At 60.7% G+C, this 26,847-nt stretch carries 21 protein-coding genes; 10 read left to right on the top strand and 11 right to left on the bottom strand.

Annotated features, from left to right (window positions below; all coding sequences use genetic code 11):
- Positions 1 to 24: 24 nt before the first annotated feature.
- The 8 genes from QRN46_RS05390 to QRN46_RS05355 form a co-directional block, all read right to left on the bottom strand.
- A complete protein-coding gene (locus tag QRN46_RS05390; RefSeq protein ID WP_201817870.1) occupies positions 25 to 1,893 on the bottom strand; it encodes a c-type cytochrome in 1,869 nt (622 codons plus the stop codon).
- Between the two features lie 148 nt (positions 1,894 to 2,041).
- Complete coding sequence (locus tag QRN46_RS05385) at positions 2,042 to 5,494, bottom strand: GMC family oxidoreductase N-terminal domain-containing protein (protein ID WP_285354370.1); 3,453 nt, start codon at positions 5,492 to 5,494, stop codon at positions 2,042 to 2,044.
- Between the two features lie 994 nt (positions 5,495 to 6,488).
- The gene (etfB, locus tag QRN46_RS05380; RefSeq protein ID WP_169432226.1) at positions 6,489 to 7,259 is read right to left on the bottom strand and encodes an electron transfer flavoprotein subunit beta; all 771 of its coding nucleotides are present in this window, start codon (positions 7,257 to 7,259) and stop codon (positions 6,489 to 6,491) included.
- A 9-nt stretch (positions 7,260 to 7,268) separates the two neighbouring features.
- Positions 7,269 to 8,489 carry an electron transfer flavoprotein subunit alpha gene (etfA, locus tag QRN46_RS05375; RefSeq protein ID WP_285354369.1) on the bottom strand — a complete coding sequence of 407 codons (1,221 nt, stop codon included), beginning with the start codon at positions 8,487 to 8,489 and terminating at the stop codon, positions 7,269 to 7,271.
- The gene (gene dgcB, locus QRN46_RS05370) at positions 8,489 to 10,438 is read right to left on the bottom strand and encodes a dimethylglycine demethylation protein DgcB (protein ID WP_011336288.1); all 1,950 of its coding nucleotides are present in this window, start codon (positions 10,436 to 10,438) and stop codon (positions 8,489 to 8,491) included. The genes etfA and dgcB overlap by 1 nt, the downstream gene beginning before the upstream one ends.
- Before the next feature lie 155 nt (positions 10,439 to 10,593).
- Complete coding sequence (gene dgcA / locus QRN46_RS05365; protein WP_011336289.1) at positions 10,594 to 12,654, bottom strand: dimethylglycine demethylation protein DgcA; 2,061 nt, start codon at positions 12,652 to 12,654, stop codon at positions 10,594 to 10,596.
- 15 nt (positions 12,655 to 12,669) lie between these two features.
- Positions 12,670 to 13,200, bottom strand: coding sequence for a DUF5943 domain-containing protein (locus QRN46_RS05360; protein WP_007926354.1), 531 nt, complete (start codon positions 13,198 to 13,200; stop codon positions 12,670 to 12,672).
- 76 nt (positions 13,201 to 13,276) lie between these two features.
- On the bottom strand, positions 13,277 to 14,254 hold the full coding sequence (locus QRN46_RS05355; RefSeq protein ID WP_221615995.1) for a dipeptidase: 978 nt from the start codon (positions 14,252 to 14,254) through the stop codon (positions 13,277 to 13,279).
- Between the two features lie 234 nt (positions 14,255 to 14,488).
- Between QRN46_RS05355 and QRN46_RS05350 the strand changes: the two genes are divergently transcribed.
- The 4 genes from QRN46_RS05350 to QRN46_RS05335 all read left to right on the top strand — a co-directional run bounded on the left by QRN46_RS05350 (position 14,489) and on the right by QRN46_RS05335 (position 17,227).
- Positions 14,489 to 14,890 (top strand): lysozyme inhibitor LprI family protein, encoded by a 402-nt coding sequence (locus QRN46_RS05350; protein ID WP_221615994.1) that lies wholly within the window; start codon positions 14,489 to 14,491, stop codon positions 14,888 to 14,890.
- Between the two features lie 65 nt (positions 14,891 to 14,955).
- On the top strand, positions 14,956 to 15,975 hold the full coding sequence (locus QRN46_RS05345) for a hypothetical protein (protein WP_285354368.1): 1,020 nt from the start codon (positions 14,956 to 14,958) through the stop codon (positions 15,973 to 15,975).
- Between the two features lie 76 nt (positions 15,976 to 16,051).
- Positions 16,052 to 16,477 carry a DUF3010 family protein gene (locus QRN46_RS05340; RefSeq protein ID WP_221615992.1) on the top strand — a complete coding sequence of 142 codons (426 nt, stop codon included), beginning with the start codon at positions 16,052 to 16,054 and terminating at the stop codon, positions 16,475 to 16,477.
- A 144-nt stretch (positions 16,478 to 16,621) separates the two neighbouring features.
- A complete protein-coding gene (locus tag QRN46_RS05335; protein ID WP_285354367.1) occupies positions 16,622 to 17,227 on the top strand; it encodes a Shedu immune nuclease family protein in 606 nt (201 codons plus the stop codon).
- Between the two features lie 75 nt (positions 17,228 to 17,302).
- On the opposite strand, the gene QRN46_RS05330 is transcribed toward QRN46_RS05335, so the two are convergent.
- Entirely contained in the window at positions 17,303 to 18,250 is a 948-nt protein-coding gene (locus tag QRN46_RS05330) for a GlxA family transcriptional regulator (RefSeq protein WP_221615990.1), read from the bottom strand.
- Between the two features lie 192 nt (positions 18,251 to 18,442).
- Between QRN46_RS05330 and choX the strand changes: the two genes are divergently transcribed.
- From choX to QRN46_RS05300, 6 genes are all read left to right on the top strand, one after another.
- Positions 18,443 to 19,387 carry a choline ABC transporter substrate-binding protein gene (choX, locus tag QRN46_RS05325; protein ID WP_285354366.1) on the top strand — a complete coding sequence of 315 codons (945 nt, stop codon included), beginning with the start codon at positions 18,443 to 18,445 and terminating at the stop codon, positions 19,385 to 19,387.
- Positions 19,388 to 19,462: 75 nt separating this feature from the next.
- On the top strand, positions 19,463 to 20,350 hold the full coding sequence (gene cdhC, locus QRN46_RS05320; RefSeq protein ID WP_285354365.1) for a 3-dehydrocarnitine:acetyl-CoA trimethylamine transferase CdhC: 888 nt from the start codon (positions 19,463 to 19,465) through the stop codon (positions 20,348 to 20,350).
- A 70-nt stretch (positions 20,351 to 20,420) separates the two neighbouring features.
- Complete coding sequence (locus tag QRN46_RS05315; protein WP_221615989.1) at positions 20,421 to 21,386, top strand: L-carnitine dehydrogenase; 966 nt, start codon at positions 20,421 to 20,423, stop codon at positions 21,384 to 21,386.
- Between the two features lie 55 nt (positions 21,387 to 21,441).
- On the top strand, positions 21,442 to 21,918 hold the full coding sequence (locus QRN46_RS05310; protein WP_221615988.1) for a thioesterase family protein: 477 nt from the start codon (positions 21,442 to 21,444) through the stop codon (positions 21,916 to 21,918).
- A 24-nt stretch (positions 21,919 to 21,942) separates the two neighbouring features.
- Entirely contained in the window at positions 21,943 to 23,106 is a 1,164-nt protein-coding gene (locus QRN46_RS05305; RefSeq protein ID WP_201817872.1) for a gamma-butyrobetaine dioxygenase, read from the top strand.
- Positions 23,107 to 23,379: 273 nt separating this feature from the next.
- Positions 23,380 to 23,640, top strand: coding sequence for a hypothetical protein (locus tag QRN46_RS05300; protein ID WP_007959758.1), 261 nt, complete (start codon positions 23,380 to 23,382; stop codon positions 23,638 to 23,640).
- A gap of 75 nt (positions 23,641 to 23,715) precedes the next feature.
- Here the strand turns inward: QRN46_RS05300 and gbdR are convergent, their stop codons facing one another.
- Both gbdR and QRN46_RS05290 read right to left on the bottom strand, forming a co-directional pair.
- Positions 23,716 to 24,819 carry a choline metabolism transcriptional regulator GbdR gene (gene gbdR / locus QRN46_RS05295; protein WP_011336300.1) on the bottom strand — a complete coding sequence of 368 codons (1,104 nt, stop codon included), beginning with the start codon at positions 24,817 to 24,819 and terminating at the stop codon, positions 23,716 to 23,718.
- A gap of 445 nt (positions 24,820 to 25,264) precedes the next feature.
- Entirely contained in the window at positions 25,265 to 26,641 is a 1,377-nt protein-coding gene (locus tag QRN46_RS05290; RefSeq protein ID WP_007959754.1) for an L-serine ammonia-lyase, read from the bottom strand.
- Positions 26,642 to 26,847 lie beyond the last annotated feature (206 nt).

Below are 26,847 nucleotides of genomic sequence, written 5' to 3'. Positions count from 1 at the left end.
GCGAAATCCTCTATCCGTAAGGGTTCACAGGGTTTTCATGAATTCGATCAGCGCACGCTTGTCGTCGTCCGACAGCGTCGTGCCGTACAGGTGACCGCTGTTGTGGTTGCCTTCCAGACGCGTGTCGTAGGTGAAATCCGCCGAGGCTTTGGCCTGGGCGCCACTCGTCACGAAGCCGACGTTGACCGGGTCGTAGACATCGGAGCCGGTGATGAACACCTGCGGACGTTTTTCCGGCGGTTGCAGCAAGTCCCACAGGGTCGGCACCGAACCGTTGTGCAGGTAAGGTGCGCGCAGCCAGATGCCGTCGGTGGGCGTGTTGCTGTAGCTCTGGGTCTTGCGATAGGCACCGAAATCGAACGGCGGTTTCTTGAAGGTGTGGAACGCCGCCACCAGCCCGGTGGTGAACGAGTTCAGCCGGTGCGGATCGGTGCCGAGCTGGTCGATGTTGGTGGTGACTTGCCCGGTATCGACGCGACCGAAATCGTGACAACCCGCGCAGTTAGCCTCCCACACCGGTTTGCCCTGGGCGACTTTTGCCTGATCCAGTGCCCACGGCCACGCCGGCGCCTTGTGCCCGAGCAGCCAGTTGGTCACCCGGTTGAAACTCGGCGGCAGCACCGACTCCGGCGTCGCGCCCACCGCCATCGCAGCGGCGTAGTTGCGCTCGTGGATCTTGTTGTTATTGCCGTCCCAGTGCAGGTACATCGATTCCCGGGGTTTCTGGTTCCACACTTGCGGCAGGTCGACAGTGCCGATGGTCGAGTCATCCGGGAAGCCGAACACCACCATTTTCGTCGGGTTGAAGGTGTCGGTGCGCCCCGGCCCCTGTTGCGGGCGCAGCTTCTGCCAGGCGTAGGCCTGCTTCTGTTTGAGCAGCGCGGTCTTGGCCATCGGGATGATCAGGTAGCGGTTGTAGAGCTTCTCGAAAAAGCCCAGCTGGAATTTGCTGTTGATCGCCGCCATCACCGCGTCGGTGGTGAATTTCGGATCGCTGGCGCAATCGTAGGCGAACCACTGGAAGGCCTGCAGTTGCAGGGTGTTGGCCGGCGCGCTCGGCACATTCACCGCAACGTCGCTGGCATTCGCCCGGTAGGAACCGGTGTGGCACAGCGCGCAGTTCGGCTCGACGGTCGGGTAGCCGATCTGCCGCTTGGCCATGCCGATCGGCAGGTCCTTGCCGTTCTCGAACAGGAAACCGAAGACTTCCCAGCCACCGGGTTTCGGCAGTTTTTCCGGGCACATTTGTGGCAGCACGGAGAACAGGTAATAGGGAATCCGCGCCTCGATACCCAGGCCAATCGCGGCGTACTTGTAGTGATCTTCGTCTGAGGCGTAATCCTGCTCCGGCACCACGCGCAGCATCTGATACCAGGTCTGGTAACCGATGAACGCCAGCAGCGCCACCACGATCAGGGTGCCGACTTTGAACGCGTGACTCTGCCACTGCCGCGCCCACGCCGCCCGCCATTCGCGCCAGCCGTCACACAGCAGCGCCAGGGGTCGGTTTTCAGGGGGGGTGCCGAGGTACAGCAGGATGCCGAGGATCAGGAAAAAGCTCAGGTCACCCATCAGCATCGGCACGAACACCGAACCCTGGCTGCTGGTGTTGATCAGGTAGATCCAGAACACCACCGCAATCAGCCGCGTCAGCACGCACAACCAGGAATGCACCACGTAGCGCGGCGCGTCGAAGCCCGACGGCATGTAGAACACGCTGATGCCGACCAGCAGCATTCCGGCGTTTTCCAGCCACGGGTCGGAGAGTTGCGGCGGCAGGCCGACCACCGATGTCAGCAACCCCGGCGCGAACAGCGCCGGGATCGCGAACACCATGTTCATCGCAATGCCGAGCCAGATGAAGCGTTGAAACCAGCGGATGTAGCTGTCCATATCAGTTCCCCAGATCGTTCCCCCGTCGAAGCGTCGAACCGTCCGCGGGGGAATGCATCTCGTGACGCTCCGCGTCACAAAAGCGGACGCAGAGCGTCCATGGCGGCGTTCCCACGCAGAGCGTGGGAACGATCGACACGATCGGGGGCTATCCGAGGGCCGTTTTCTCCAGGTGTTCAAGGATGATCGGATACACATCGACCACCGCGTTCTTGCCGAACATGCAATCGATGTGGCCGTAACCCGGCACCACATGCCGGCTGTAGCGTTCCGGCCCGTGCTTCTCACAAACCCGCTGATAGGTCTTGAGCGTGCTTTCCGGCAGATAACACTGGTTGTCGGCACCGCTGATAAAGCAGATCGGCATGGTCAGCCGATCAAAGTGCGGCATGTACACGTCGCGCCCTTTGAAATCCACCAGATGCCCTTTGCGCACGATCAGCGCCAGGTGCTCGAAGGTCTCGATGTTCGACTCGCCGAACAGCTCGTGCAGGTTGTCATGCAGGGTTTCATTGAGGGTGTCGTGGCGATACAGCGAGGCGTACATGAAGGTGATGCGGTGGCACACCGGGTTGGTGCAATAGCCCTGGGCTTCGATCCGCGCGTAGCCGTTGAGCGCCTTGTCGTAGAGCCGGTTGAACCAGTTCTCCTTGCTGTCGGCGTAGGCAGTCATCGATTTGATGCCGATCGCATCGAGCATCCCCGGCAGGTGCAGCCCGGCCTTCAGCCCCGTAGCGGTCGCGACCACCGTGTCGGCGGCAATCTGCGAGCAGACCACCGAACGCACGCCCTGCAAACCGGCGAGCAGCGACATGAAGAAGGTCGTGGCGCCGTAGCAATGCACCACGCACTGCACGTCTTTGGCTTTGGTTTCCTGCTGGATCTGTGCGATGGCGGCCTTGAAGTCGTACTGGGCGATCTGGTCGCCGTTCCATTCCTTCTTGCTCGCCGGCAGCAGGATGCTCACCCGGAAATCCAGCAGCCACACGTCGTAGTCGTGCTTGCACAAAAATTCCAGCAGGTTGGTCTGGATCGTATCGGTGGAGAAGATATTCGAACCCACACCCAGACCATGCACCAGCATCACCGGGCCTTTGCTGCCGGCCTGATAACGGGTCAGGCGCAACTGCACGCCGTCTTCGGTGGAGAAGAAATGCACGGCCGGCGTCGGCGCATCCAGTGGCCGTTTCAGCCGTGGCGGCGCGTCGGGGTTGAAGTATTTGTCACCGGCAAACACCCCGCCATAACTCTCCCAGAGAATCCCGGCGAAGAACTTGCCGAACCGCGCCAGCCCTTCGATGCGCTCACGCTCGTTACGCGCATTGAGGACTTTCATGGTGGTCATCTGCTTGGCGAAGTCGGTCGGTTTGATGTGCATCACCCCGGAGCCGATCACCTCGCCGGTCTTGTCCGGCCCGCGATACAGCGTGACGTAGAGGGTGCTGGTGTCATGCCAGATGTTCAGCACGCCATTGTCTTCCGGCACGGTCTTGAAGGCGCTGAAGAAGTAGTCGTTGCCGTCCTCGGCGGTCAGTTTCATGTCGTACTTCATGTGACGCGTATTGACCTGCTGCTCGAATTGCTCGAACAGGTTGAACACGCCGTTGCTGGCAGTCAGCGGTTCCGGCGACAGCGCCGGAGCGATCACCGTGCCGACGATGGTCGCGGCGTGTTCCGGCTCCTTGATCATCCGGTTGAGGTCGTTGGCGGTGATGGTCAGGGTGAAATCGATTGGCGAGTTGTCCGCCTCGCCACGTTTGGCGGCAGCTTCATAGACTTTGAGGTCGGTGCTTTGCGCGGCGGTGAAGGCGCGGGAGAAGTAGCCTTTCATGGTTTCGGTGAACTGCACGCCAAGGGTCGGCGGCGCGGTTTGTTTGCGCGGCGCCGACGGCAGCGTGTAGTCGATCGTCCAGCCACGATCGGCCGCCAGCAGGCCCATGTTGCGCTCGCTCACGGCGGAGATGGTCAGCAGCGGATTGACCGCCAGTGATGTCGGGATCACCGCGCCGTCGGTCACGTACAGGTTGGCGTAGACATCGGTGCCGCTGGCGCCGCTGAACACCTGGCCCTTGTGATTGACCACGCCTTGCGCGGCATCTTCACCCATCACACAACCACCCAGCGGATGCACCGAGACGATGCTGTGCTTGAGCAACTTGGTCCAGATCGGATTCTCGACCCAGATCCCGCCCAGGGCCTTGGTGCTCTGGTACAAGCGTTCGTTGCCGATCTTGAAGTTTTCCTGCTCGCCGACGCCCGGCCAGTCGATGCGCAGTTGATCCTTGTTGTCGAGGACCATGCGTCCCTGGCCGCTGTCGTGGCTCATGATCAGGTAGGTCTGCATGTTGTGCAGCGCGCCGTGGTACGGGCCGCGCAGGAAGCTTTCGGCTTCGCGCTCCTTGTACTTCACCTTGCCGCTGAAGCTGTCGTCGGTGGGCTTGCCGATCATCTCGGCGAACCCGGCCATCGCCGGCACCATCGGCCGGCCAAGGGCGCCGGGGATCGAGCCTTCCTCGATGACCATGCGACTGCTGCGGTCACCCTCGGTGCGCATGTCGATGATCGAGGTGATGCACGGGCCGACCGGTTGCAGTTCCTTGGCCGAATGCGCGCCGAAACCGATGCCGTTGATGGTCTGCTCGCAGTTGTGGCCGAAGCCGAGGATGTCGCCGTTGCCGCTCATGTTCTCGCCGAGCTGGCCGGACATCACCAGGCCTTTGTCCCGCGAGCGCAGCAGAATTTCAGTGGAGCCGAGGGTGCCGGCGGAGACCACGACGATGTCGGCTTTCACAAACAGCGTCGGCGCGTCGAATTTTTCGCGACCGCTGTCCAGGTACTGAAAGTGCACGATCCAGCCATTGCCGTCGCGCTCCAGATGCCGCACCTGGGCCTGACAGAAAATCTCCGCGCCGTGATTGGTGGCGTCCGGCAGGTAGTTCATCAGCGTGGTGTTCTTGGCCTTGTTGTTACAGCCCGACACGCAGTCGCCACAGTGGTTGCACGGCAGTTGCTCGACGCCGACGTGATTGAGGTTGTTGGGCAGTTTGTCGAAGGTCACGTTGATCGGCGGCTTGTAGAAATGCGCGCCTTGCTTGAGGAAGTCTGCCGATTTTTTGTTGGCATCAAGCTTCGGCAGGTTCGGCGCGGTGCTTGGGTAGGGATTGGGCTTGAGCATCTCTCGGGCTTTTTCGTAACCCGCCTTGAGTAAGCCGTCGTGATCCTCGCGCACCGCCAGTGGCCAGCGTGGATCCTTGAACACGTCGGCGGTCGGTTCCAGCGAGACATTGGCATTGATCAGCGACGTGCCGCCGAGGCCGCAGCCGACCACCACGTTCTGCTGGGCGTTGACGTGCAGGTCGAACAACCCGGTGCGCGAGCCGATGTGGCCGTCCGGATCGTGTACCTGCAACTCCTCGGTCGCGGCGATCATGGTGTTGGGGTATTCGCCGGGCTGGATTTCCCGACCGCGTTCCAGCAGACAGACCCTTTTACCGGCCCTGGACAGGCGCGACGCGGCAATGCCGCCGCCATACCCGGAGCCGATGACGATCACGTCGTAGTGTTCCTTGATTTCGCTGATGGGCGTTGCGATCCGTGTCATGAGGGGGTTCCTCTCTCAGGCAGATGGGGCAACTCTGCGGTTGCCTGCAATCAATGGGCGAACGGGCACCTGGCCTCCGGGAAATCCCGACGGCAGTACAACGGTTTGGGCAGGAATCAGGTGCTACAGACGGGCGTGCTGATTGACGGCACGACGCAACGTACGCTTGCGCGGCGAAGGAGCCGGCAGAACGCGGAGCGTGCAGGGATTGGGGGGTAAGCGGTGTGGCTGGGTATCCATCACGCGTTCTCCCTGAACCAGATGTGGATAAGTGACAGCTGTCCTTGTGCCATTGCAGTGAAGACAGGCACCGGATCGAAGTCAAGGCGGGCTCTTAGAACTGTATGAAATCTGATCAATTGCGATTTGGACTAAGCCCGCCGGGGGTTGCAGGGTTTGGCGAACAAGTTATCCACACAGACACCCACAGCTAATGGGGACAACTGTGGATGACCTGGAAAAATAATCGGGGTTTTGTGAAGAAAATTGGTGACTTATCCAGATGCAGGGTTTCCATTAGCGATTGATCATTTTTTGATCAATCCTCTACATGGCACGGATTACCTGGCTTGCAGAGGATGGCGAACACCTTATCCACAGAAGCGCCAACAGAGTTCGGGGGTAACTTGGCGAGTGCTGTGGAAAAGCGCTGAGGGCGTTGGTAAATCGGGGTTTGCGTGGGGATTGGCGGGTTAAAAGGTTGAATTGAGCGTTTTTTGATCAGATCCTTGTAAGCCACGGTTTATAGGGCTCTTGGCGGATAGCGAACATCTTATCCACAGAAGCGCCAACAGAGATTGGGGGCAAGTCTGGGCGTTGTTCTGGGGAAAACCTCAGAAAAAACCGCGAGTTAGGCTGGTTGTTTTTTGACCTGAGGGCTGGAGAGCTTGATTGGCGTGGGGTACAGGGAGGGGCGAACACGTTATCCACAGATCCGCCAACAGGGATTGTGGGTAAAGCGCCCTCTCCTGAAGGGAGAGGGTCAGCAAAGGTTTCAGCGGACAACACCTTCTTCGATCAGCAGTTTGAGAATGGCTTCGGCACCGGCCTGCGCCGTTACGCCTTTCAGGACTTGCCCACCACCGCCGCTAGCCTTGGCCGTCGCCGCCTTCATCCGGTCCGCCCCGCTCTTGGCCTTGATCACCTTCAACCGTTTCGGCCGGGGCTTGGCTGGTTGCAGGGTCGCAACGGCCAGCAGTTCGTCATCCACCACTTCCACGTCTTTCGCCTGAAGAACACCACGCCGCGCAGGCCCGTAAGCACTCTGCCGAGGCTTGGGCGCGGCGTTATCCACAGTCGCGAGAAACGGCAGGCGCACCTTCAGCCGGCGCCGCTGCCCACGGGGCAACGCTTGCAGCACCAGCGCCGAACCGTCGTTGATCGACTCGACCTGCGCCAGCCCCACCACCAATGGCCAGCCCAGCCCTTCGGCCAGCAGGAACGGCAGCATCCCCGAACCTTCGCCGGTTTCCGCCTGGCTGCCGGTCAACACCATCTGGGCACCGGCATCTCGCAGATACTCGGTCAACGCCGGCAACGCATCGGCGCCCGCCGGTTGTTCCAGCACATGCATCTGCGCAAGCCCCATGCCCAGATAGGCGCGCAGCGCCGGTTCCGCGATGTCACCGGCGTGCAGCACTTGCAGGTTGTCCCCCGCCAGTTGCAGGCCGAGCTCCACCGCGCGGGCGTCCTGATCTGCGCGGCGAGGGCGGCCGGAGGTCGGGTGGGCGCCGATTGAAACCAGACTGATGATCTTTGTGCTCATAACCGTTCCTTAAGCCGCATCGCGCTTGGCTTCGTTGCGGTAAGCGTCTACCGCCGCGATCAAGGCCTGAAGAATTTCCGCGCTCTCGCCGATCACCGACAGGTCGGCACGCTTGATCATGTCGCAGCCCGGATCGAGGTTGATCGCCACCACTTTGTCGCAGGCACCGATGCCCTGCAGGTGCTGGATCGCCCCGGAAATCCCCACGGCCACGTAAACCCGCGCCGTAACCCAGGTGCCGGACGCGCCGACCTGGCGGTCGCGGGCCATGAAGCCATCGTCCACTGCCACCCGCGAGGCGCCTTCGGTGGCGCCGAGGGCGGCGGCGGTCCTGTGGAAAAGCTCCCAGTCCTTGACCCCGTTACCACCTGAGAAGATGAACTCGGCTTCGGCCATCGGAATCGCTGCCGGATCCACCGCCACCGCACCCAGATCCTCGATCCGCGACAGGCTGCGTGCGACGGGTGTGGATAACTCCACCGGCAGCGCTTCGTGACGGGTTTCGCTGACCGGTTCGGCACATTCGGCGGACGCCAGAATCAACCGCGCCACCGGACGGGCCAGATCCTGCAGACCGGCACCGGCGCGGCCGATGCACTCCTGATCCTTGACCTGCCACACCCGTGTCGCCGGGCGTTCACCCAGTGCGGCAGCAAAGCGCCGCCCGAGTTCGCCGCCACCGCTGCGGCTGTCCGGCAGCAGCCAGTGACGCGGGGTGAACTGGTTATCCACAGCCCGCAGGCCCTGGATCCGTTGCTCCGGTGCATAACCGCTGAATTCTTCGCCTTCCAGCACCAGCAAGCGGTCAACGCCTGCGGTGGCGAAAGCGTTTTCCTTGTGCTCACCGAACACCACGGCCAGCACCGCGCCGTCGCTGCCGGCCAGCTGATGAGCCAGACCAAGCAGGTCGCGGTCGTGGCTGCTCAAGCGGCCGCCGACCATGTCCGGCACCACGCTGATGTAGAACGCCGGCGCCGGCACCTGATGCAGCGGCAACTGCACTTCGACCGCGGCCGAGCGTTTGACCGCCCCGCCCTGCTGGGCGCCGCTGCGGTCGATACGCTTGATGCCGTTCGGCCCGATGAAGCCGATGCCGTGCAGGTTCTTGCGGATGATCCCGTTGGGGCCCATCCAGCTGTGTTGCGCCGGCTGCATGGCCGCGTGCAGCGGGTGCAGACGGTTGCGTGCGATCCATTCGGCGCGGGGATCGCGGCGGATAATGTCGCTCATCAGTGGGCCTCCGCAGGTTCACGCTTGGCCGGGGTGGCAGGCTTGTTCGGCGCGGCGTCTTCGAGCAGCGCGTCGGCCACCAGTTCGGCGATGTCCTTGATCAGCGGACGCGGTTCGACCACGCCTTCGAGCATCGCCGTGCACTGTGGACAACCCACCGCCACCAGCTCGGCACCGGTCTCGCGGATGTCTTCCATGCGCATGTCGGGGATCCGCTGCTTGCCCGGAATGTCAGTGATCGGCGCCCCGCCACCGCCGCCGCAGCAGCGCGAACGGAAGCCGGAACGTTGCATCTCCTTGATCTCGATGCCGAGCGCACGCAGCACTTCGCGCGGTGCCTCGTACTCGCCGTTGTAGCGGCCGAGGTAGCACGGATCGTGGTAGGTCACGCTGTTGCCTTTGTGCTGACCGAGGTTCAGCGCGCCGGCCTGGATGATTTCCGCCAGGTAGGTGCTGTGGTGCTGCACGAGGTAGTTGCCATCGAACGCGCCGTACTCGTTTTTCAGCACATGAAAACTGTGCGGATCGCAGGTAACGATGCGGTTGAAGCTGTATTTGGCCAGGGTCTGGATATTGCGTTTGGCGAGCAACTGGAAAGTCGCTTCGTCACCCAGACGTCGGGCCACGTCGCCGCTGTCACGCTCTTCCAGCCCCAGCACCGCGAAGTCGACCTTGGCCGCTTTCAGCACTTTGACGAACGCCCGCAGAGTGCGCTGGTTGCGCATGTCGAAGGCACCGTCGCCAACCCAGAACAGCACGTCGGTGGACTTCTTCTCGCTGAGCAGGTTGAGGTTCAGGTCGGCCGCCCAGTTCATCCGCCCGCCCGGGGCGAAACCGCCAGGGTTGTCGGTGGCAATCAGGTTTTCCAGGACTTCGGCGCCCTTGTTCGGGGTCGCGCCTTTCTCCAGGGTCAGGTGCCGGCGCATGTCGACGATGGCATCGACGTGCTCGATCATCATCGGGCATTCCTCGACGCAGGCGCGGCAGGTGGTGCACGACCACAGGGTTTCGGCATCGACCAGACCGTTGACGATCGGTTGGTGCGGATTGCCGCTGTGTTCGCCCACCGGTTTGCCCGGATACGGGCTGCCGGCGAACTGGGCATCGGTGCCGCCGGCGAGGCCGACGACCATGTCCTGAATCAGCTTTTTCGGGTTCAACGGCTGGCCGGCGGCGAACGCCGGGCACGCGGCTTCGCACTTGCCGCACTGCACGCAGGCATCGAAACCGAGCAACTGGTTCCAGGTGAAATCCTTGGGTTTCTCCACGCCCAGCGGCGCGGTTGGATCATTCAGGTCCAGCGGTTTCAAACCGGTGGAACGGCCGCCACCAAAACGTTCGGCGCGACGGTGCCAGGCCAGGTGCAGGGCCCCGGCGAAGGCGTGTTTCATCGGCCCACCCCAGGTCATGCCGAAGAACAACTCGGACACGCCCCACAACACACCGATGCCGAGAATCGCTGCCAACACCCAGCCACCGAAGTTCTCCGGCAGGATTCCGGCCACGGGCAAGGTCACCAGGAAGAACGAGGCCGAGAACGCCAGCAGGCTTTTCGGCAGGCGCATCCACGGGCCTTTCGACAGCCGCGCCGGCGGGTTGAGCCGGCGCCGATAAACGAAGATCGCCCCGACGAACATCACCGCCGTCATCAGCAGCAACGCGTAGCCGAGAATGCGGTTATGCAGGCCGAAACCGTGCACCAGAATCGCCAGCACAATCGACGCCACCGCCCCGCCCGCCGTGGCGACGTGGGTGTTGGCGATGTATTTGTCCCGCGCCACCACGTGGTGCAGATCGACCATGTAACGCTTGGGCATGGCGAACAGGCCGCCGATCAGATCGACCTTCGAGGCCCGGCCCCGACGCCACATGGCCACCCGCCGCAACGCCCCCAGCACCGCAAGGGCCAGGGCTGCGAACAACAGGATTGGAAGAAGGGTGTTCAACATGGTGAAGCTCCCACCAGTACAGCCTGGAGAAACACGTTCGGCGTGTTCCTGTGGGAGCGAGCTTGCTCGCGAAAGCGCCGGGTCAGTCGATGCAGCGGTGACTGACAGCATGCATTCGCGGGCAAGCCCACTCCCACAGGGTCATGTGCAAGCCTTTAGAAGTCTTTGCACAACCGCAGGGCGTCATAGATCGCAGCGTGAGTATTACGCTGCGCCACGCAGTCACCGATGCGGAACAGCAAGTAACCGTCGCCGGTGCTGCTCAACGAAGGTTGTGGCTGGATCGCAAACAGTGCCTCGACATCGATCTGGCCCTTGTTACGCGAGCCGTCCTTGAGGGCGTAGTAGATTTCTTCGTCCGGGCGCACGCCGTTCTCGACGACCACCTGATCCACCACCCGCTCCTCTTTGGCGCCGGTGTATTCGTTCTCCAGCACGGCGACGAGTTTGTCGCCTTCGCGGTAAACCTTCTCCAGCATCATGTCGCCGGTCATGATCACTTCTTTCGGGTACATGCTGCGGTAGTAGGTCGGGAACGACGTACCACCGATGGCCACGCCCGGTTTGATGTCGTCGGTGACGATCTCGACCTGGCTGCCCTTGTCGGCAAGGAAGTCGGCCACCGACATCCCGGTGAATTCGCAGATGGTGTCGTAGACCAGCACGTTCTTGCCCGGCGCGACCTTGCCGTCGAGCACGTCCCAGCTGCTGACCACCAGCCCTTCGGCGGCGCCCCAGTGTTCGTTCTGTTCAAGGTATGGATGCCCGCCAACCGCCAGCACCACGATGTCCGGGCGCAGGTCCATGATGGTGTCGGCGTCTGCGGCAGTGCCCAGGCGCAGGTCGACTTTCAGCCGTGCCAGCTCCAGCTGGAACCAGCGGGTGATGCCGGCGATCTGGTCACGCTGCGGCGCTTTCGAGGCCGTAGTGATCTGGCCGCCGATGAATTCCTTCTTCTCGAACAGGGTCACGTCGTGGCCACGTTCGGCCGCCACGCGGGCAGCTTCCATCCCCGCCGGACCGGCACCGACGATCACCACCTTGCGTTTCGGCCCGGTGGATTTCTCGATGATGTGCGGCACGCCCATGTATTCACGGGAGGTCGCGGCGTTCTGGATGCACAGCACGTCCAGACCCTGATACTGACGGTCGATGCAGTAGTTGGCGCCGACGCACTGTTTGATCTGGTCGATCTGGCCCATCTTGATCTTGGCGATCAGGTGCGGGTCGGCGATGTGGGCGCGGGTCATGCCGACCATGTCGACGTAACCGCCCTCGAGAATCCGCGTGGCCTGGTTCGGGTCCTTGATGTTCTGCGCGTGCAGCACCGGAACCTTGACCACTTCCTTGATTCCGGCCGCCAGGTGCAGGAACGGCTCCGGCGGATAACTCATGTTCGGAATCACGTTGGCCAGGGTGTTGTGGGTGTCGCAACCCGAGCCGACGACGCCGATGAAATCGAGCATGCCGGTGTCGTCGTAATATTTGGCGATCTGCTTCATGTCTTCGTGGGACAGACCGTCCGGGTGGAACTCGTCACCGCAGATGCGCATGCCGACGCAGAAGTCGTCACCTACCTCGGCGCGTACGGCTTTCAGGACTTCCAGACCGAACTTCATGCGGCCCTCGAAAGTGCCGCCCCATTCGTCGGTCCGCTTGTTGACGCGCGGGCTCCAGAACTGGTCGATCATGTGCTGGTGCACGGCCGACAGTTCGACGCCGTCCAGGCCACCGGCCTTGGCGCGGCGCGCGGCTTGCGCGTAGTTACCGATCACCCGCCAGATTTCTTCCGGCTCGATGGTCTTGCAGGTGGCGCGGTGCACCGGTTCGCGGATACCCGACGGCGACATCAGGGTCGGCCAGTGGAAACCGTCCCAACGGGAGCGACGGCCCATGTGGGTAATCTGGATCATGATCTTGGCGCCGTGCTTGTGCATGGCGTCGGCGAGATTCTGGAAGTGCGGGATGATCCGGTCGGTGGACAGGTTCACCGAACTCCACCATTGCTGCGGGCTGTCGATCGCCACCACGGACGAACCGCCACAGATCGCCAGGCCGATGCCGCCCTTGGCTTTCTCTTCGTAATACTTGACGTACCGCTCGGTGGTCATGCCGCCGTCGGTCGCGTAGACCTCGGCGTGCGCGGTGCTGAGCACGCGGTTGCGGATGGTCAGTTTGCCAATTTGAATTGGCTGAAACATTGCTTCGAAAGCCATGGCGGGTTCCTCGACTTACAACGGCTTGACGGTGAACAGGCCGTCGTCGTGGCCTTCTTCGGAGCCACCGTAGACCTGCTCGGCCACGGTGCGGATCTTGCTGCCACGAGCGGCGAGGATCTGGTCCATCGCGCCGGCAAACCAACCGGTGAACATGTAGTCGACCTTGCGCCCGACCTTGCCGTAGACGTAGACGAACGCCGAGTGTTCGAGCTTGACGCTGGCGGTGCCTTTGTCGAGGTCGATGTCCTGGATCTTGAACAGGCCCCAGCCGCGTTGCGACAGACGCTTCATGTAGTGTTCGAACACCGCGACGCCTTCCAGGCCGTGGCACTCGGCTTCTTTTTCACACCAGTGCCAGGCGGATTTGTAGCCGGCCTTGTAGAGGATCTCGGCATAGGCGTCAGCGCCCAGTACTTCCTCGATGCCCATGTGGTTGTTGACGAAAAAATGCCGGGGCACGTACAGCATCGGCAGGGCGTCGGAGGTCCAGACACCGGTCTCGCTGTCGACTTCGATTGGCAATTGCGGGGCGATCTTGGCCATGGAAACTTAACTCCAGAAAATTTTGGTGTTGCCCCCGGCACGGACGGCCGGGGGAAAGTATTCGGGAAGCGGCGGCTTATTCGCCCCAGACGTCTTTGAGGACGCTCACCCAGTTTTCGCCCATGATCTTGCGTACCACGCGCTCGGAGTGGCCGCGCTTGAGCAGGGTCTCGGTCAAGTTCGGGAACTCGCCGACGGTGCGGATGCCCAGCGGGTTGATGATCTTGCCGAAGTTGGTCAGACGGCGGGCGTAGCCCTTGTCGTGGGTCAGGTATTCGAAGAAGTCCTGACCGTGACCCTGGGTGAAGTCGGTGCCGATGCCAATAGCGTCTTCGCCGACGATGTTCATGGTGTATTCGATGGCTTCGGCGTAGTCGTCGATGGTCGAATCGATGCCCTTGGCCAGGAACGGCGCGAACATGGTCACGCCGACGAAACCGCCGTGGTCAGCAATAAACTTAAGCTCTTCATCGGACTTGTTGCGCGGGTGCTCTTTCAGCCCCGACGGCAGGCAGTGGGAATAGCAGACCGGTTTTTTCGATTCGAGGATGACTTCCTCGGAAGTCTTGGAGCCGACGTGGGACAGGTCGCACATGACGCCGACACGGTTCATTTCGGCGACGATTTCGCGACCGAAGCCCGACAGGCCGCCGTCACGTTCGTAGCAACCGGTGCCCACCAGGTTCTGGGTGTTGTAGCACATCTGCACGATGCCGACGCCGAGCTGCTTGAACACCTCGACATAGCCGATCTGGTCTTCGAACGCGTGGGCGTTCTGGAAGCCGAAGAGGATGCCGGTCTTGCCCTGCTCCTTGGCCTTGCGGATGTCGGCGGTGGTGCGGACGGGGATCACCAGGTCGCTGTTTTCGCGAATCAGTTTCTGGCTGGCAGCGATGTTGTTGACCGTGGCCTGAAAGCCCTCCCACACCGACACGGTGCAGTTGGCCGCCGTCAGACCGCCCTTGCGCATGTCTTCGAACAGCTCGCGGTTCCATTTGGCAATGATCAGACCGTCGATAACGATGCTGTCGGCGTGTAATTCGGCTGGGCTCATCAGGCGTCCCCTTATTGGCGATTCATGCGCCGAATCGTCTGCCGGCGCTTTGGGGCCAGCATATGCCTCGGTGCGCGACCAGCCGGGTGCAAAAACGACAGGGGAATTGCCGAAAGCGTCAATCCGCGACAAAGGGTCGCCAACCGGTCCGACCGGCCACCTGTTCAAGCCCGCGAGCTTGAGCCAGAATCTGCCGCATCCCGGAAACACCACTGGATTAGAGCGGCGACATCAATGAAATCGATCTTCCTGGCCCTGGCCCTGATTGCGACCGGCGTACACGCCGCCGAAGAGTCCGACAACAACCCGTGCGACGCGGTGGAAAACGACATCCAGACCCTGGAATGTTCGGCCTACAGCCGCACCACCGCCGAGGACCTGCTCAAGGACAACTACGCCAGCCTGAACGAGCGCATGCAGACCGCCTACGGCAAGAACCCGGCACAACTGGCCGACATCACCGCCAGACTCAAGGCCGCCCAGCAACAATGGCTGAAAACCCGCGACGCCGACTGCGCCGTAGAAGCCTTCCCGGCGACGGACGGCAGCAAGGCGTTCAAGATTGCGCAGAATGACTGCGTGGCGCGGATGAGTGACGAGCGGTCGGAGTTTTTGGAGTCGATTGGTCAGGAGTGACTCTCCTCATTCCGTATATCGTTGTAAGCGGTGACTTTATTATTTCAGGAACGATTTAGCTAAAAATGGAACAGGAAGATATTCTCGAAGACGCACTCTTTCATCAATCCGGAATTAGTGAGACGGATCGAATAGATCGACTGCTGAGCCATGCAAAATCCGCAGACAGCCTTAGCTTGATCCCAGCGTCTCTAAAAACATATTCTTTCGTTTGTGTAGATAAAACGCCGATCTTGACGCTGGACGAGACGAAGACCAAAGCGTTCCTTAAGATCATCAGTTTTTTCCTGCACAAAAAATATTTAACGCTCGAAAGACTGGAAGTTGAAGGACATGAAGGCAAGAGCGTTCGCTTACCAAGCCTCCCGCTAGTCAGTCTCAAAAGAATAGCAAACTCCCCAAAAATACTGTTTATTCAAAAAGACTTCCTCCAGGCACACGCAAAAATAACTGAAATCCTCAAGAGCTACATCCAACATCTGGAAAAAATTTCGACTGATACTATTTTTATACTGGCAAAAACTACTGAAAAAGCGCTGACTACTGATGGAGTAGACTTGGAGTCCTTGACTCGAGCTGGCGGTATCGTTCATAAATACGATGCACTAAAGACGGCAAACTCAAGCACACTCTTAATCGAAGGTGTTCTAGATTCAATTATTCGGCAAAACAATATTTCACTGACGATCAGGCAGGGCTCATTCCCGTCATTTTCCAATAAAATTGATGCCCTGGATAAAGCTGGAACCTTGTCCCCAGCAACACTCGATGGTCTGAATCTTTTAAGAGCTGTCAGAAACAGCTTGGCTCATAGTTCATGGAGCAATCTCGAAAGCGCAAATAAAAACACCGAAAACCATCTGAGAAGATTTGTCGCCCACACCTACTTATGCATGCCAAAGTCAAAACGACGTGGCTTTACAAATGCATGTAAAGGAAAGTTTTCAGCGTCCATTCTATTTCTACACGAGACCCTATTAGCGGAAGGAAATCTGCCCCCTTCCGAAGGAAAGCTTGAACAAGACATTATTGGGAATTACAAAAGCCGTGCACAAACACGTTGGGATTCACTTTTCCAATGGTGATCTCACACATCCTTCATAACTGGGTTCATTTCCATAATTATCGCGGTGCCTGGCATCTTCATCTAAAGGGATTCACATGAACATTTGCGGTATCGAAATCAAAGGCAGTGAAGCGATTATCGCGGTGGCGTCCCTCGACGGTTCGGCGCTGAGCCATGTCGCGCTGAGCACCAAGAAAATCGCGCTGGACGATGACGACGAGACGGCCAACGTCAAACTATTCGCCGCGCAGGTCGCGTCGTTCGTGCGCGAGAACTCCATCGATCGCATCGCGATCAAGAAGCGCAGCAAGAAGGGCGAGTTTGCAGGTGGCCCGACCACGTTCAAGATCGAGGGTGTGTTTCAGTTGCTGGATGGTTGCGAGGTGACGCTGCTTTCGCCGCAGACGATCAACGCCGAGGCCAAGAAGCACAATTTCGAGCTGCCGGGCACGCTGAACAAATATCAGCATGAGGCGTACAAGGCAGGTTGCGCGGCATTGGCGAAAAAATTTAGGTCTTGATCGGTAAACACTAACCGGCTTGTACCCAGACCGAATCTATTTACACTCATTGTGGCTAATGCATAGCGAAACAATTACAACAAGACCAAACTTATCTCGCGCAAAAAAATCAGCATAATCATAAACATACTAAAACATTAAAATATGACAAACAACACACTAGAAGCACTATTACAAACAAACCCTGAAGAGCGCGACTGCCAAAATTTTTTCGAGTCTAATGTTGGAGCCATCTGCGGAAGCGGGTACCTCATGGGCAACGCCGTTATCCGAAAATTCCCACTTGGCACCGACTACATAACTGACTTCTCATATGTCAACCCTCAGTCGGGACGGTGTTTTGTTTATCTGGTCGAGCTAGAAAGCCCGAGCAAATCCATTTTCACAAAAAACGATCAATTTACACAAGATTTCAATCAAGCATTGCAACAAGTCAATGACTGGTTAATCTGGTGCTCCAAAAATAGAGAATCACTAAGCCAACAATTAGAACCTTTAAGACGAAAATCCGGGGACGCAATCACAATGTATGCCCCACGAGGGATACTGATATACGGTCGAAGCGCAGAAATTAACAGCATCCAAAGACAGGATAGATGGACAGCCAAGACGGAAGAAAACCACTATATCCAAATAAGAACCTATGACGGTTGGGCAAGAGAAAAAAAAGACTTTCTCACCGGCAGCAACTTTCCCAATTATTTAGAATGTGTAGCCTATCAAAACAGGAATTATAACAAACTCCGCTAAAATCCCTCCCAACTAAAAGGAGCAAATGTTAGCGGCAGTCTTTATTGACCTTCAACTACCAAAATCATCCAACATCTAATCTATAGGTATCGTACGCCGATCCTCCCGCGGACACCGGGCAAACTTCGCCCGGTAGCTGCGGGTGAAATACGACGGGGATTCAAACCCGCAGGCGATGCTGACTTCCAGCACGCTCATGTCGGTCTGGCGCAACAGCTGCCGGGCCTTTTCCAGCCTTAAGCGCAGATAGAAATTGCTCGGTGTGTCGTTCAGGTGCAGACGGAACAACCGCTCCAGTTGCCGCCTTGTCACCTTGATCGATTCCGCCAGTTCCAGCGTGGTCAGCGGCGGTTCGCTGTGCTGCTCCATCTCGCCGATCACATGCACCAGCTTCTTGTTGCTGATGCCGTAGCGCGTGGCGACCTCCATGCGCTGGTGGTCCTTGCGCGGACGAATGCGCCCCAATACAAACTGCTCGCTGACCTGGATCGCCAGCTGCGGGCCGTGGGCCTGGGCGATCAGGTCGAGCATCAGGTCGATGGACGCGGTGCCGCCGGCGGATGTGATGCGCCGACGGTCGATCTCGAACAGCTCCTGGGTGACGCTGAGCTGTGGATAAGATTCCTTGAAGGCGTCGATGGCCTCCCAGTGCAGAGTCAGGCGATGACCATCGAGCAGGCCCGCCTCGGCAAGGACGAAGCTACCGGTGTCGATGGCGCCGAGGGTCACGCCTTCGTTGTCCAGCCGTCGCAGCCAGTGCTCCAGCGCCGGGGTGGCGAACTTCAGCGGTTCGAAACCGGCGACCACCAGCAGCGTCGCACCTTTCTTCAGCGGCTCCAGCGCCGCATCGGCGTTGACCGACATCCCGTTGCTTGCCAGCACCGCCCCGCCATCGGCGCTCAACACATGCCAGCGATACAGCTCGCCGCGAAAGCGGTTGGCCACTCGCAACGGTTCGATCGCAGAGATGAACCCGATGGCGGAAAAACCCGGCATCAACAGAAAGTAGAAATCCTGGGACATGGCGCGCACTCGGTCAGCGGGTAGCGTGCAACGTTGATACGCCAGTTGCGAGCGGCATTCAAGAGCACAGGTCGCTGCAGTGCAAGAGCTGGTCGCCGCAGTGCGCTTTCAAGGGCGTACAGCTGCGTAATTTGAGCATCACCGGCGCACAGACACCGGAACCCACAATAACGACCTGCCGAGGAACCCGACATGAAACGACTGATCAGCAGCTGTGTTCTCGCACTCAGCGGTACCGCGTTTTTAAGCGCCAGTGTCATGGCGGCCGATTCCCCATCGTGTCAGAACGTGCGCATGGGAGTGGTGAACTGGACCGACGTGATCGCCACCAGCGCCATGGCCCAGGTTCTGCTCGACGGCCTCGGCTACAGCACCAAACAGACCAGCGCCTCCCAGCAGATCGTCTTTGCCGGCATCCGCGACCAGCGTCTGGACCTGTTCCTCGGCTACTGGAACCCGCTGATGACCCAGACCATCACCCCGTTCGTCGATGCCAACCAGGTCAAAGTGCTCGAAGCACCAAGCCTCAAAGACGCCCGCGCCACCCTCGCCGTGCCGACCTATCTGGCGGACAAGGGCCTGAAAACCTTCGCCGACATCGCCAAGTTCGAGAAGGAACTGGGCGGCAAGATCTACGGCATCGAACCAGGCTCGGGCGCCAACACCCAGATCAAGGCGATGATCGCCAAGAACCAGTTCGGCCTCGGCAAATTCCAGCTCGTGGAATCCAGCGAGGCCGGCATGCTCGCCGCCGTCGATCGCGCGGTGCGCCGCAAGGAAGCCGTGGTGTTCTTCGGCTGGGCGCCGCACCCGATGAACGTCAACGTGCAGATGACTTATCTGACCGGCAGCGACGACGCCCTCGGCCCGAACGAAGGCATGGCCACCGTATGGACCGTCACCGCGCCGAAATATGCCGAACAATGCCCGAACGTCAGCCGTCTGCTGAGCAACCTGACGTTCACCGCCGAAGACGAGAGCCGGATGATGCAGCCGCTGCTCGATCACAAGGACGCTTTCGAATCGGCCAAACAATGGCTCAAGGATCACCCGCAGGACAAACAGCGCTGGCTCGAAGGCGTTACCACTTTCGATGGCAAACCGGCGACTGAAAACCTCCAGCTCACCAGCAAATAAACCGCAACGAACGAACCACTTCGCAGCCCGCCACGGGCTGCGAACAGACCCATCACGCCTGAAGGAAAACGCACCATGAATCACGACGTCATCATCACCTGCGCACTCACCGGTGCTGGCGACACGACCGCCAAAAGCCCACACGTGCCGGTCACCCCAAAACAGATCGCAGCTGCCGCAGTAGAAGCGGCCAAGGCCGGCGCCACGGTCGTGCACTGTCACGTTCGTGACCCGCAGACCGGCAAGTTCAGCCGCGACGTGGCGCTGTACCGCGAAGTCATGGAGCGTATCCGCGAAGCCGACGTCGACATCATCGTCAACCTCACCGCCGGCATGGGCGGCGACCTGGAAATCGGCCCTGGCGAGAGCCCGATGGAGTTCGGTCCGAACACCGATCTGGTCGGCCCGCTGACCCGCCTGGCCCACGTCGAAGAACTGCTGCCGGAAATCTGCACCCTGGATTGCGGCACCCTGAACTTCGGTGACGGCGACACCATTTATGTCTCCACCCCGGCCCAGCTGCGCGCCGGTGCCAAGCGCATCACCGAGCTGGGCGTGAAGGCGGAGCTGGAGATCTTCGACACCGGCCACCTGTGGTTCGCCAAACAGATGATCAAGGAAGGCCTGCTCGACAATCCGCTGTTCCAGCTGTGCCTGGGCATCCCGTGGGGCGCGCCGGCCGACACCACCACCATGAAAGCCATGGTCGACAACCTGCCTGCCGACGCGGTGTGGGCCGGGTTCGGCATCGGCCGGATGCAGATGCCGATGGCCGCGCAAGCGGTACTGCTCGGCGGCAACGTGCGGGTCGGTCTGGAAGACAACCTGTGGCTGGACAAAGGCGTGCTGGCGACCAACGGCCAACTGGTCGAACGCGCCAGCGAAATCCTCAGCCGCCTCGGCGCCCGCGTGCTGACCCCGGCTGAAGGTCGCAAGAAAATGGGCCTGACCCAGCGCGGCTGAAATCACCCTTTCCCCCGGTGGGCGGGCGATTGACGCCCACCGTTTTTTTGCCTCACTCCAGGAAGTGACCATGAGCTTTATCACCGAAATCAAAACCTTCGCAGCACTCGGCAGCGGCGTCATCGGCAGCGGCTGGGTCGCCCGCGCCCTCGCCCACGGCCTCGACGTGGTGGCCTGGGACCCGGCGCCGGGCGCTGAAGCGGCGCTGCGCAAACGCGTGGCCAATGCCTGGGGCGCGCTGGAGAAAAATGGTCTGGCGCCGGGTGCGTCGCAGGATCGCCTGCGCTTTGTCGCGACCATTGAAGAGTGCGTGCGCGATGCGGACTTCATCCAGGAAAGCGCCCCGGAACGCCTCGAACTGAAACTGGACCTGCACAGCAAGATCAGCGCAGCGGCCAAGCCGAATGCGCTGATCGGTTCCAGCACTTCCGGCCTGTTGCCGAGCGAGTTCTACGAGAGCTCGACCCACCCGGAACGTTGCGTGGTCGGTCACCCGTTCAACCCGGTTTACCTGCTGCCGCTGGTGGAAGTGGTCGGCGGCAAGAACACCACGCTGGAAGCGGTTCAAGCGGCGATGAAAGTCTACGAATCCCTCGGCATGCGCCCGCTGCATGTGCGCAAGGAAGTGCCGGGCTTCATCGCCGACCGCCTGCTCGAAGCGCTGTGGCGCGAGGCGCTGCACCTGGTCAACGACGGGGTGGCGACCACCGGTGAAATCGATGATGCAATCCGCTTTGGCGCCGGGCTGCGCTGGTCGTTCATGGGCACATTCTTGACTTACACCCTGGCCGGTGGCGATGCCGGTATGCGCCACTTCATGTCGCAGTTCGGCCCGGCGTTGCAGCTGCCGTGGACATACCTCCCAGCGCCGGAACTGACCGACAAGTTGATCGACGATGTGGTGGACGGCACCAGCGATCAACTGGGCCGGCACAGTATTTCGGCGCTGGAGCGCTATCGTGATGATTGCTTGCTGGCGGTGCTTGAGGCGGTGAAGACCACCAAAGAAAAGCATGGAATGAGTTTCAGCGAGTAATCGCATATTGAGCGTCCCACGCAAAGCGTGGGAACGCTCGTGTCTGGAGATAAACATGCCCACCCTCACCACCTACCAAACCCGCATCATCCCGGACTGGGTCGACTACAACGGCCACCTGCGCGACGCCTTTTATCTGCTGATTTTCAGCTACGCCACCGACGCCCTGATGGATCGCCTCGGCATGGACAGCAACAACCGCGAAGCCAGCGGCCACTCGCTGTTCACCCTCGAACTGCACCTCAACTACCTGCACGAAGTGAAGCTCGATGCCGAGGTCGAAGTGCGCACGCAGATCATCGGCCACGACCAGAAACGCCTGCACCTCTATCACAGCCTGCACCTGGCCGGCGGTGACAAGGAGCTGGCCGGCAACGAACAGATGCTGCTGCACGTCGACCTCGCCGGGCCGCGCTCCGCACCGTTTACCCCGGACACCCTGGGCCGTCTGCAAGCCATCGTCGCCGAGCAGGCCGATCTGCCCGCTCCCGCTTACATCGGCCGGGTCATCGGCCTGCCCCCAGCCCGGTAAATCCATCCCTCACAAGGAGCCGCCATGCAAACCGCCGCTGCAGTTGCCGATTTCCGTACTTATCCGTTGATCAGCGCGCTGAACGGCGTGCAGAACCTGGCGGATCGCGTCCTGATTGAATGGGCTGACGGGCGTGTCAGCCCGTTCCACCACGTGTGGTTGCGCGACAACTGTCCGTGTCCGCAATGCGTCTACAGCGTCACCCGCGAGCAGGTGTTCGAGATCGTCGACGCGGCACAGGATCTGTCGCCCTCCGCCGTGCACATCGACACCGATGGTTGTCTGCGCATCGACTGGCAGGACGGCCACCTCAGCCGCTTCGATGCCGGCTGGTTGCGCGCCCACGCCTATGACGACGAATCCCGTGCCGAACGCCTCGCCGCCAAACCTGAACCCTTCCTGTGGCGCAGCGATTTGCAGTTGCCGGTGTTCGACTATGCAGCCCTGATGAACGACAACGCCGCACTGCTGCAATGGTTGCTGGCGGTACGCGATATCGGCCTGACCCAGGTGCGCGGCGTGCCCACCGAACCCGGCTCACTGAAGCTGATCGCCCAGCGCATTTCGTTCATCCGCGAGAGCAACTTCGGCGTGCTGTTCAACGTGCAATCCAAGGCGGACGCCGACAGCAACGCCTACACCGCTTTCAACCTGCCATTGCACACCGACCTGCCGACCCGCGAGCTGCAACCGGGGCTGCAATTTCTGCATTGTCTGGTGAACGACGCCGAGGGTGGCGAGAGCATTTTCGTCGACGGTTTTGCGATTGCCGAAACGCTGCGTCAGGAAGATCCCGCGTCGTTTCAGGCGCTGTGCGAAATCCCGGTGGAGTTTCGCAACAAGGACCGCCACAGCGACTATCGCTGCCTCGCGCCGGTCATCGCCCTGGACGCGTTGGGTCGGGTCGCAGAAATCCGCATGGCCAACTTCTTGCGCGGGGCGTTCGACACGTCCGTGGAGCAAATGCCCCTGCTGTATCGCGCTTATCGGCGCTTCATCGCCATGACCCGCGAGCCACGTTTTCGGGTCATGCAGCGGCTCAATCCGGGCGAGCTGTGGTGCTTCGACAACCGCCGCACTTTGCACGCGCGCAACGCCTTCGACCCGGCCACCGGGGCCCGACATTTTCAGGGCTGCTACATCGATCGGGATGAATTGTTGTCGCGGATTCTGGTGTTGCAGCGCTAGACCGCATCATCGTAATTCGCAGGCAAAAAAAGCCCCGATACAAGCCGTGACAGGATCGGGGCGAGGGTACTGTTGAGGAGCTGCCGTGGCGAGGGTGACCAAACCTTCGTGAAGCAAGCTGAGGCCAGTGTGCCCACTCCCCTTGACGGCAAGTTAGCCGAAAACGACCTGTTCATAGTTGTCGCGGCCACTGCGACAAATCGCCCTTGCCGTGCCTGGGCAGGCCTACCAGAATCGAGCCACGACCTCCGTTGCCGAAGAAGGATTCGCGTCATGATGTATGCCGATTTGATCGATCAGGAAGACCTGTTGGGCCAGCTCAAGTCGTTGGGATTCGAAGTACCGTCGGGCTCCACCGCCCAGCAGGCCTGCGAGTGCGCGGTGCGGGGTCTGGATGATGTGCGGGCCAACACGCTGCGCACCATGGTCAAGCAAATGTACACCAGCAGCGCGAGCATTCAGCCGACCGTGCGCGAAGCCATCGACAAGCAGTTGCTGCCGGCCCTGGCGCAGTATCAGCAAACCCGCGCCTGAAACCTGACAAAAAAAGATCGCAGCCTGCGACAGTGCCTTTCCTGAAGGCGCTGTCGCAGGCTGCGATCTTTCGTTTTAGAGGCGCACGCTGGCGAAGGTCGACTCGTTGCGTGCCTGGCTCAGCGCCGACATCGGCCCGGACAGCGGCGACATCACGATGGCCTGCGGCAGCGGCATCATCGCCACCTGCTGGGTGGTGTTGGAGCCGACGCGCTCGTCACGCGGCGGAATGCCGAAGTATTCGCGGTAGCACTTGGAGAAGTGCGGTGTCGACACGAAGCCGCAGACCGACGCCACTTCGATGATCGACATCGGCGTCTGCTTGAGCAGTTGCCGCGCACGGATCAGGCGCAGCTTGAGGTAGTAGCGCGACGGCGAGCAGTGCAGGTATTTCTGGAACAGGCGCTCGAGCTGGCGACGGGACACGGCGACGTACACCGCCAGTTCGTCGAGGTCGATCGGCTCTTCCAGGTTGGCTTCCATCAGCGCAACGATTTCCTGCAGTTTCGGCTGGTTGGTGCCGAGCATGTGCTTGAGCGGGACACGCTGGTGATCCTGCTCGTTGCGGATGCGTTCGTAGACGAACATTTCCGAGATCGCGGCGGACAGTTCACGGCCGTGATCGCGGCTGATCAGGTGCAGCATCATGTCCAGCGGCGCGGTGCCGCCGGAGCTGGTGAAACGGTTACGGTCGAGGGTAAACAGGCGGGTGCTCATCGCAACACGCGGGAAAGCTTCCTGCATCGCCGCCAGACATTCCCAGTGCACGCTGCAATCGAAGCCGTCGAGCAGGCCGGCGCAGGCCAGGGCCCAACTGCCGGTGCACACGGCACCGAGGCGGCGTGACTGACGCGCCTGGCTTTGCAGCCACGAGACGTGTTCACGGGTAACAGTGCGCTGAATGCCGATCCCGCCGCACACGATGACGGTGTCGAGGGCCGGGGCTTTGTGCATGGAGGCGTCGGGGGTGATCTGCAGACCGTCACTGGCCCAGACCTGGCCGCCATCAACGGTGAGGGTGGTCCAGCGATACAGCTCGCGACCGGACAACTGGTTGGCCATGCGCAGGGGTTCGACTGCGGAAGCCAGGGAAATCAGCGTGAAATTGTCCAGCAGCAGAAAGCCGATGGATTGAGGCGCACGGTTCTGGGGTTGAGCCCCGGAGTTGAACGACGTCATCGCGGTATCTCCTCACACAAAGCGGGTGATGGCCTCAGGCGGAGGCTCTTGTTATTGCCATCGTTCTCTTGCGTGAGACGGGCTTTGTTATGACAGAGCAATTGCCATGCCTAAAATTGAATGGCTGTTCAATAACTCCTGAAAACGACGTCGCGACGCGTCTATACAAGCGCTCCGCCGGAGGGTAATTCGAAGTGCCATCAGCGGCCGCGAAAGCCCTGCCCCGGAGCGTGTGAGCAAATCGGTAGCACTTGTGGGAACTGGCCTGTGCGCGATTGTCCTACAGTGTCACCGCAGGCACGGGTGACGGACGGTAGCGCCTGCGAATCAGGCGCTGGAGGTGGGAAAGGCTCTTATCTGATAACGACGCGCCAAAAGGTGGCGCGTTTTATTGCCCATGCTCACTTGGTGCGCAGTTTTGACTGGTCCGACGTTATCTGAGGAATCAGCATTCCACCGCGCTGACCGCCAACCCGCCCCGCGATGTCTCTTTATATTTGTCATGCATGTCGGCGCCGGTATCGCGCATGGTGCGGATCACCCGATCCAGCGAAATAAAGTGCTGACCGTCCCCGCGCAAGGCCATCTGCGCCGCGTTGATCGCCTTCACCGCCGCAATCGCATTGCGCTCGATGCACGGCACTTGCACCAGACCACCCACCGGATCGCAGGTCAGGCCGAGGTTGTGTTCCAGGCCGATTTCCGCCGCGTTGCACAATTGCTCCGGGCTTGCGCCGAGGATTTCCGCCAACCCTGCCGCCGCCATCGCACAGGCCGAACCGACCTCACCCTGACAGCCGACTTCGGCGCCGGAGATCGAAGCGTTCTTCTTGCACAGAATCCCCACCGCCGCCGCCCCGAGGAAATAGTCGACCACGTTGGCGTCAGTCACCGCCTCGCTGAATTTCATGAAGTAGTGCAGCACCGCCGGAATGATCCCCGCCGCGCCGTTGGTGGGCGCCGTGACCATGCGTCCGCCGGCGGCGTTTTCCTCGTTCACCGCGAGGGCGAACAGGTTGACCCACTCCATCGCGCTGAGGGTCGAGCCGATCACGTTGGGCTTGTTCAACTCCTGAAGGCTGCGGTGCAACTTCGCCGCGCGGCGGCGCACGTTGAGACCGCCGGGCAGGATGCCTTCGTGCTTGAGGCCCTGCTCGACGCAATCCTGCATCGCCCGCCAGAGCTTCATCAGGCCGGCGCGGATTTCCTCTTCGCTGCGCCAGACCTTTTCGTTGGCCATCATCAATTCGGCCACGCGCAGGTTGTGGGTCTTGCACAGCTCCAGCAACTCCACCGCGCTGGAAAAATCGTAAGGCAACTCGGTGCGATCCAGATCCACCACACCACTGGAAGCCTGCGCCTCGTCCACCACAAAACCGCCGCCGACCGAATAGTAGGTGTCGCGATGCAGCTCGCCGTGATCGCCTTCGGCAACCAGGGTCATGGCGTTAGGGTGAAACGGCAGGTTTTCGTCGATCAGGCGCATGTCGCGGCCCCATATAAAGGGCACCGACAAACGACCGTCGAGCAACAGCGTGTGGGTTTCGCGCAGGGCCTGGATCCGCGGGCCGATCTGCGACGGGTCGATCGCGTCCGGCCACTCGCCCATCAGGCCCATGATCACCGCGTTGTCGCTGCCGTGACCGACACCGGTGGCCGACAGCGAGCCGAACAGCTGCACCTCGATGCGACGCACCTGCTCCAGTAGATGTTTGTCGCGCAACGACTCGACGAACAGGGCGGCGGCGCGCATGGGCCCGACGGTGTGGGAACTGGACGGGCCAATGCCGATTTTGAACAGGTCGAAAACGCTGATAGCCATTGCTGCAGAGCTCCTGAGAGTGCCGGTCCGGGGCGTGAAGCGCCCGCTGGCGGAGCTGCTACGCTCAAGCTGCGATCCGCCGGAATGCCCGCATCATCGGGCTTTTCCCGGGTCGTTCGGCGTCTGACACCGACGCACTCATGCCCACCAACGCCGTGCCGGTTTCAGCCCGTGTTTTCGCCGTTTTTATGCGGTTCAGATGGCCA

The organism is Pseudomonas sp. lyk4-R2A-10 (assembly GCF_030209075.1).
Classification (GTDB): domain Bacteria; phylum Pseudomonadota; class Gammaproteobacteria; order Pseudomonadales; family Pseudomonadaceae; genus Aquipseudomonas; species Aquipseudomonas glycinae.
This window is presented reverse-complemented; position numbering and strand designations above follow the sequence as displayed.

Bases quoted from the DNA above. Each gene is read 5' to 3' on its own strand.
- QRN46_RS05340 (WP_221615992.1), top strand. From the start codon at position 16,052: ATGAACATTTGCGGTATCGAAATCAAAGGCAGTGAAGCGATTATCGCG.
- QRN46_RS05300 (WP_007959758.1), top strand. From the start codon at position 23,380: ATGATGTATGCCGATTTGATCGATCAGGAAGACCTGTTGGGCCAGCTC.
- QRN46_RS05385 (WP_285354370.1), bottom strand. From the start codon at position 5,494: ATGACACGGATCGCAACGCCCATCAGCGAAATCAAGGAACACTACGAC.
- QRN46_RS05315 (WP_221615989.1), top strand. From the start codon at position 20,421: ATGAGCTTTATCACCGAAATCAAAACCTTCGCAGCACTCGGCAGCGGC.
- dgcA (WP_011336289.1), bottom strand. From the start codon at position 12,654: ATGGCTTTCGAAGCAATGTTTCAGCCAATTCAAATTGGCAAACTGACC.
- QRN46_RS05305 (WP_201817872.1), top strand. From the start codon at position 21,943: ATGCAAACCGCCGCTGCAGTTGCCGATTTCCGTACTTATCCGTTGATC.
- dgcB (WP_011336288.1), bottom strand. From the start codon at position 10,438: ATGTTGAACACCCTTCTTCCAATCCTGTTGTTCGCAGCCCTGGCCCTT.
- gbdR (WP_011336300.1), bottom strand. From the start codon at position 24,819: ATGACGTCGTTCAACTCCGGGGCTCAACCCCAGAACCGTGCGCCTCAA.
- etfA (WP_285354369.1), bottom strand. From the start codon at position 8,489: ATGAGCGACATTATCCGCCGCGATCCCCGCGCCGAATGGATCGCACGC.
- QRN46_RS05310 (WP_221615988.1), top strand. From the start codon at position 21,442: ATGCCCACCCTCACCACCTACCAAACCCGCATCATCCCGGACTGGGTC.
- QRN46_RS05350 (WP_221615994.1), top strand. From the start codon at position 14,489: ATGAAATCGATCTTCCTGGCCCTGGCCCTGATTGCGACCGGCGTACAC.
- QRN46_RS05345 (WP_285354368.1), top strand. From the start codon at position 14,956: ATGGAACAGGAAGATATTCTCGAAGACGCACTCTTTCATCAATCCGGA.
- etfB (WP_169432226.1), bottom strand. From the start codon at position 7,259: ATGAGCACAAAGATCATCAGTCTGGTTTCAATCGGCGCCCACCCGACC.
- cdhC (WP_285354365.1), top strand. From the start codon at position 19,463: ATGAATCACGACGTCATCATCACCTGCGCACTCACCGGTGCTGGCGAC.
- QRN46_RS05330 (WP_221615990.1), bottom strand. From the start codon at position 18,250: ATGTCCCAGGATTTCTACTTTCTGTTGATGCCGGGTTTTTCCGCCATC.
- QRN46_RS05335 (WP_285354367.1), top strand. From the start codon at position 16,622: ATGACAAACAACACACTAGAAGCACTATTACAAACAAACCCTGAAGAG.
- QRN46_RS05290 (WP_007959754.1), bottom strand. From the start codon at position 26,641: ATGGCTATCAGCGTTTTCGACCTGTTCAAAATCGGCATTGGCCCGTCC.
- choX (WP_285354366.1), top strand. From the start codon at position 18,443: ATGAAACGACTGATCAGCAGCTGTGTTCTCGCACTCAGCGGTACCGCG.
- QRN46_RS05360 (WP_007926354.1), bottom strand. From the start codon at position 13,200: ATGGCCAAGATCGCCCCGCAATTGCCAATCGAAGTCGACAGCGAGACC.
- QRN46_RS05390 (WP_201817870.1), bottom strand. From the start codon at position 1,893: ATGGACAGCTACATCCGCTGGTTTCAACGCTTCATCTGGCTCGGCATT.
- QRN46_RS05355 (WP_221615995.1), bottom strand. From the start codon at position 14,254: ATGAGCCCAGCCGAATTACACGCCGACAGCATCGTTATCGACGGTCTG.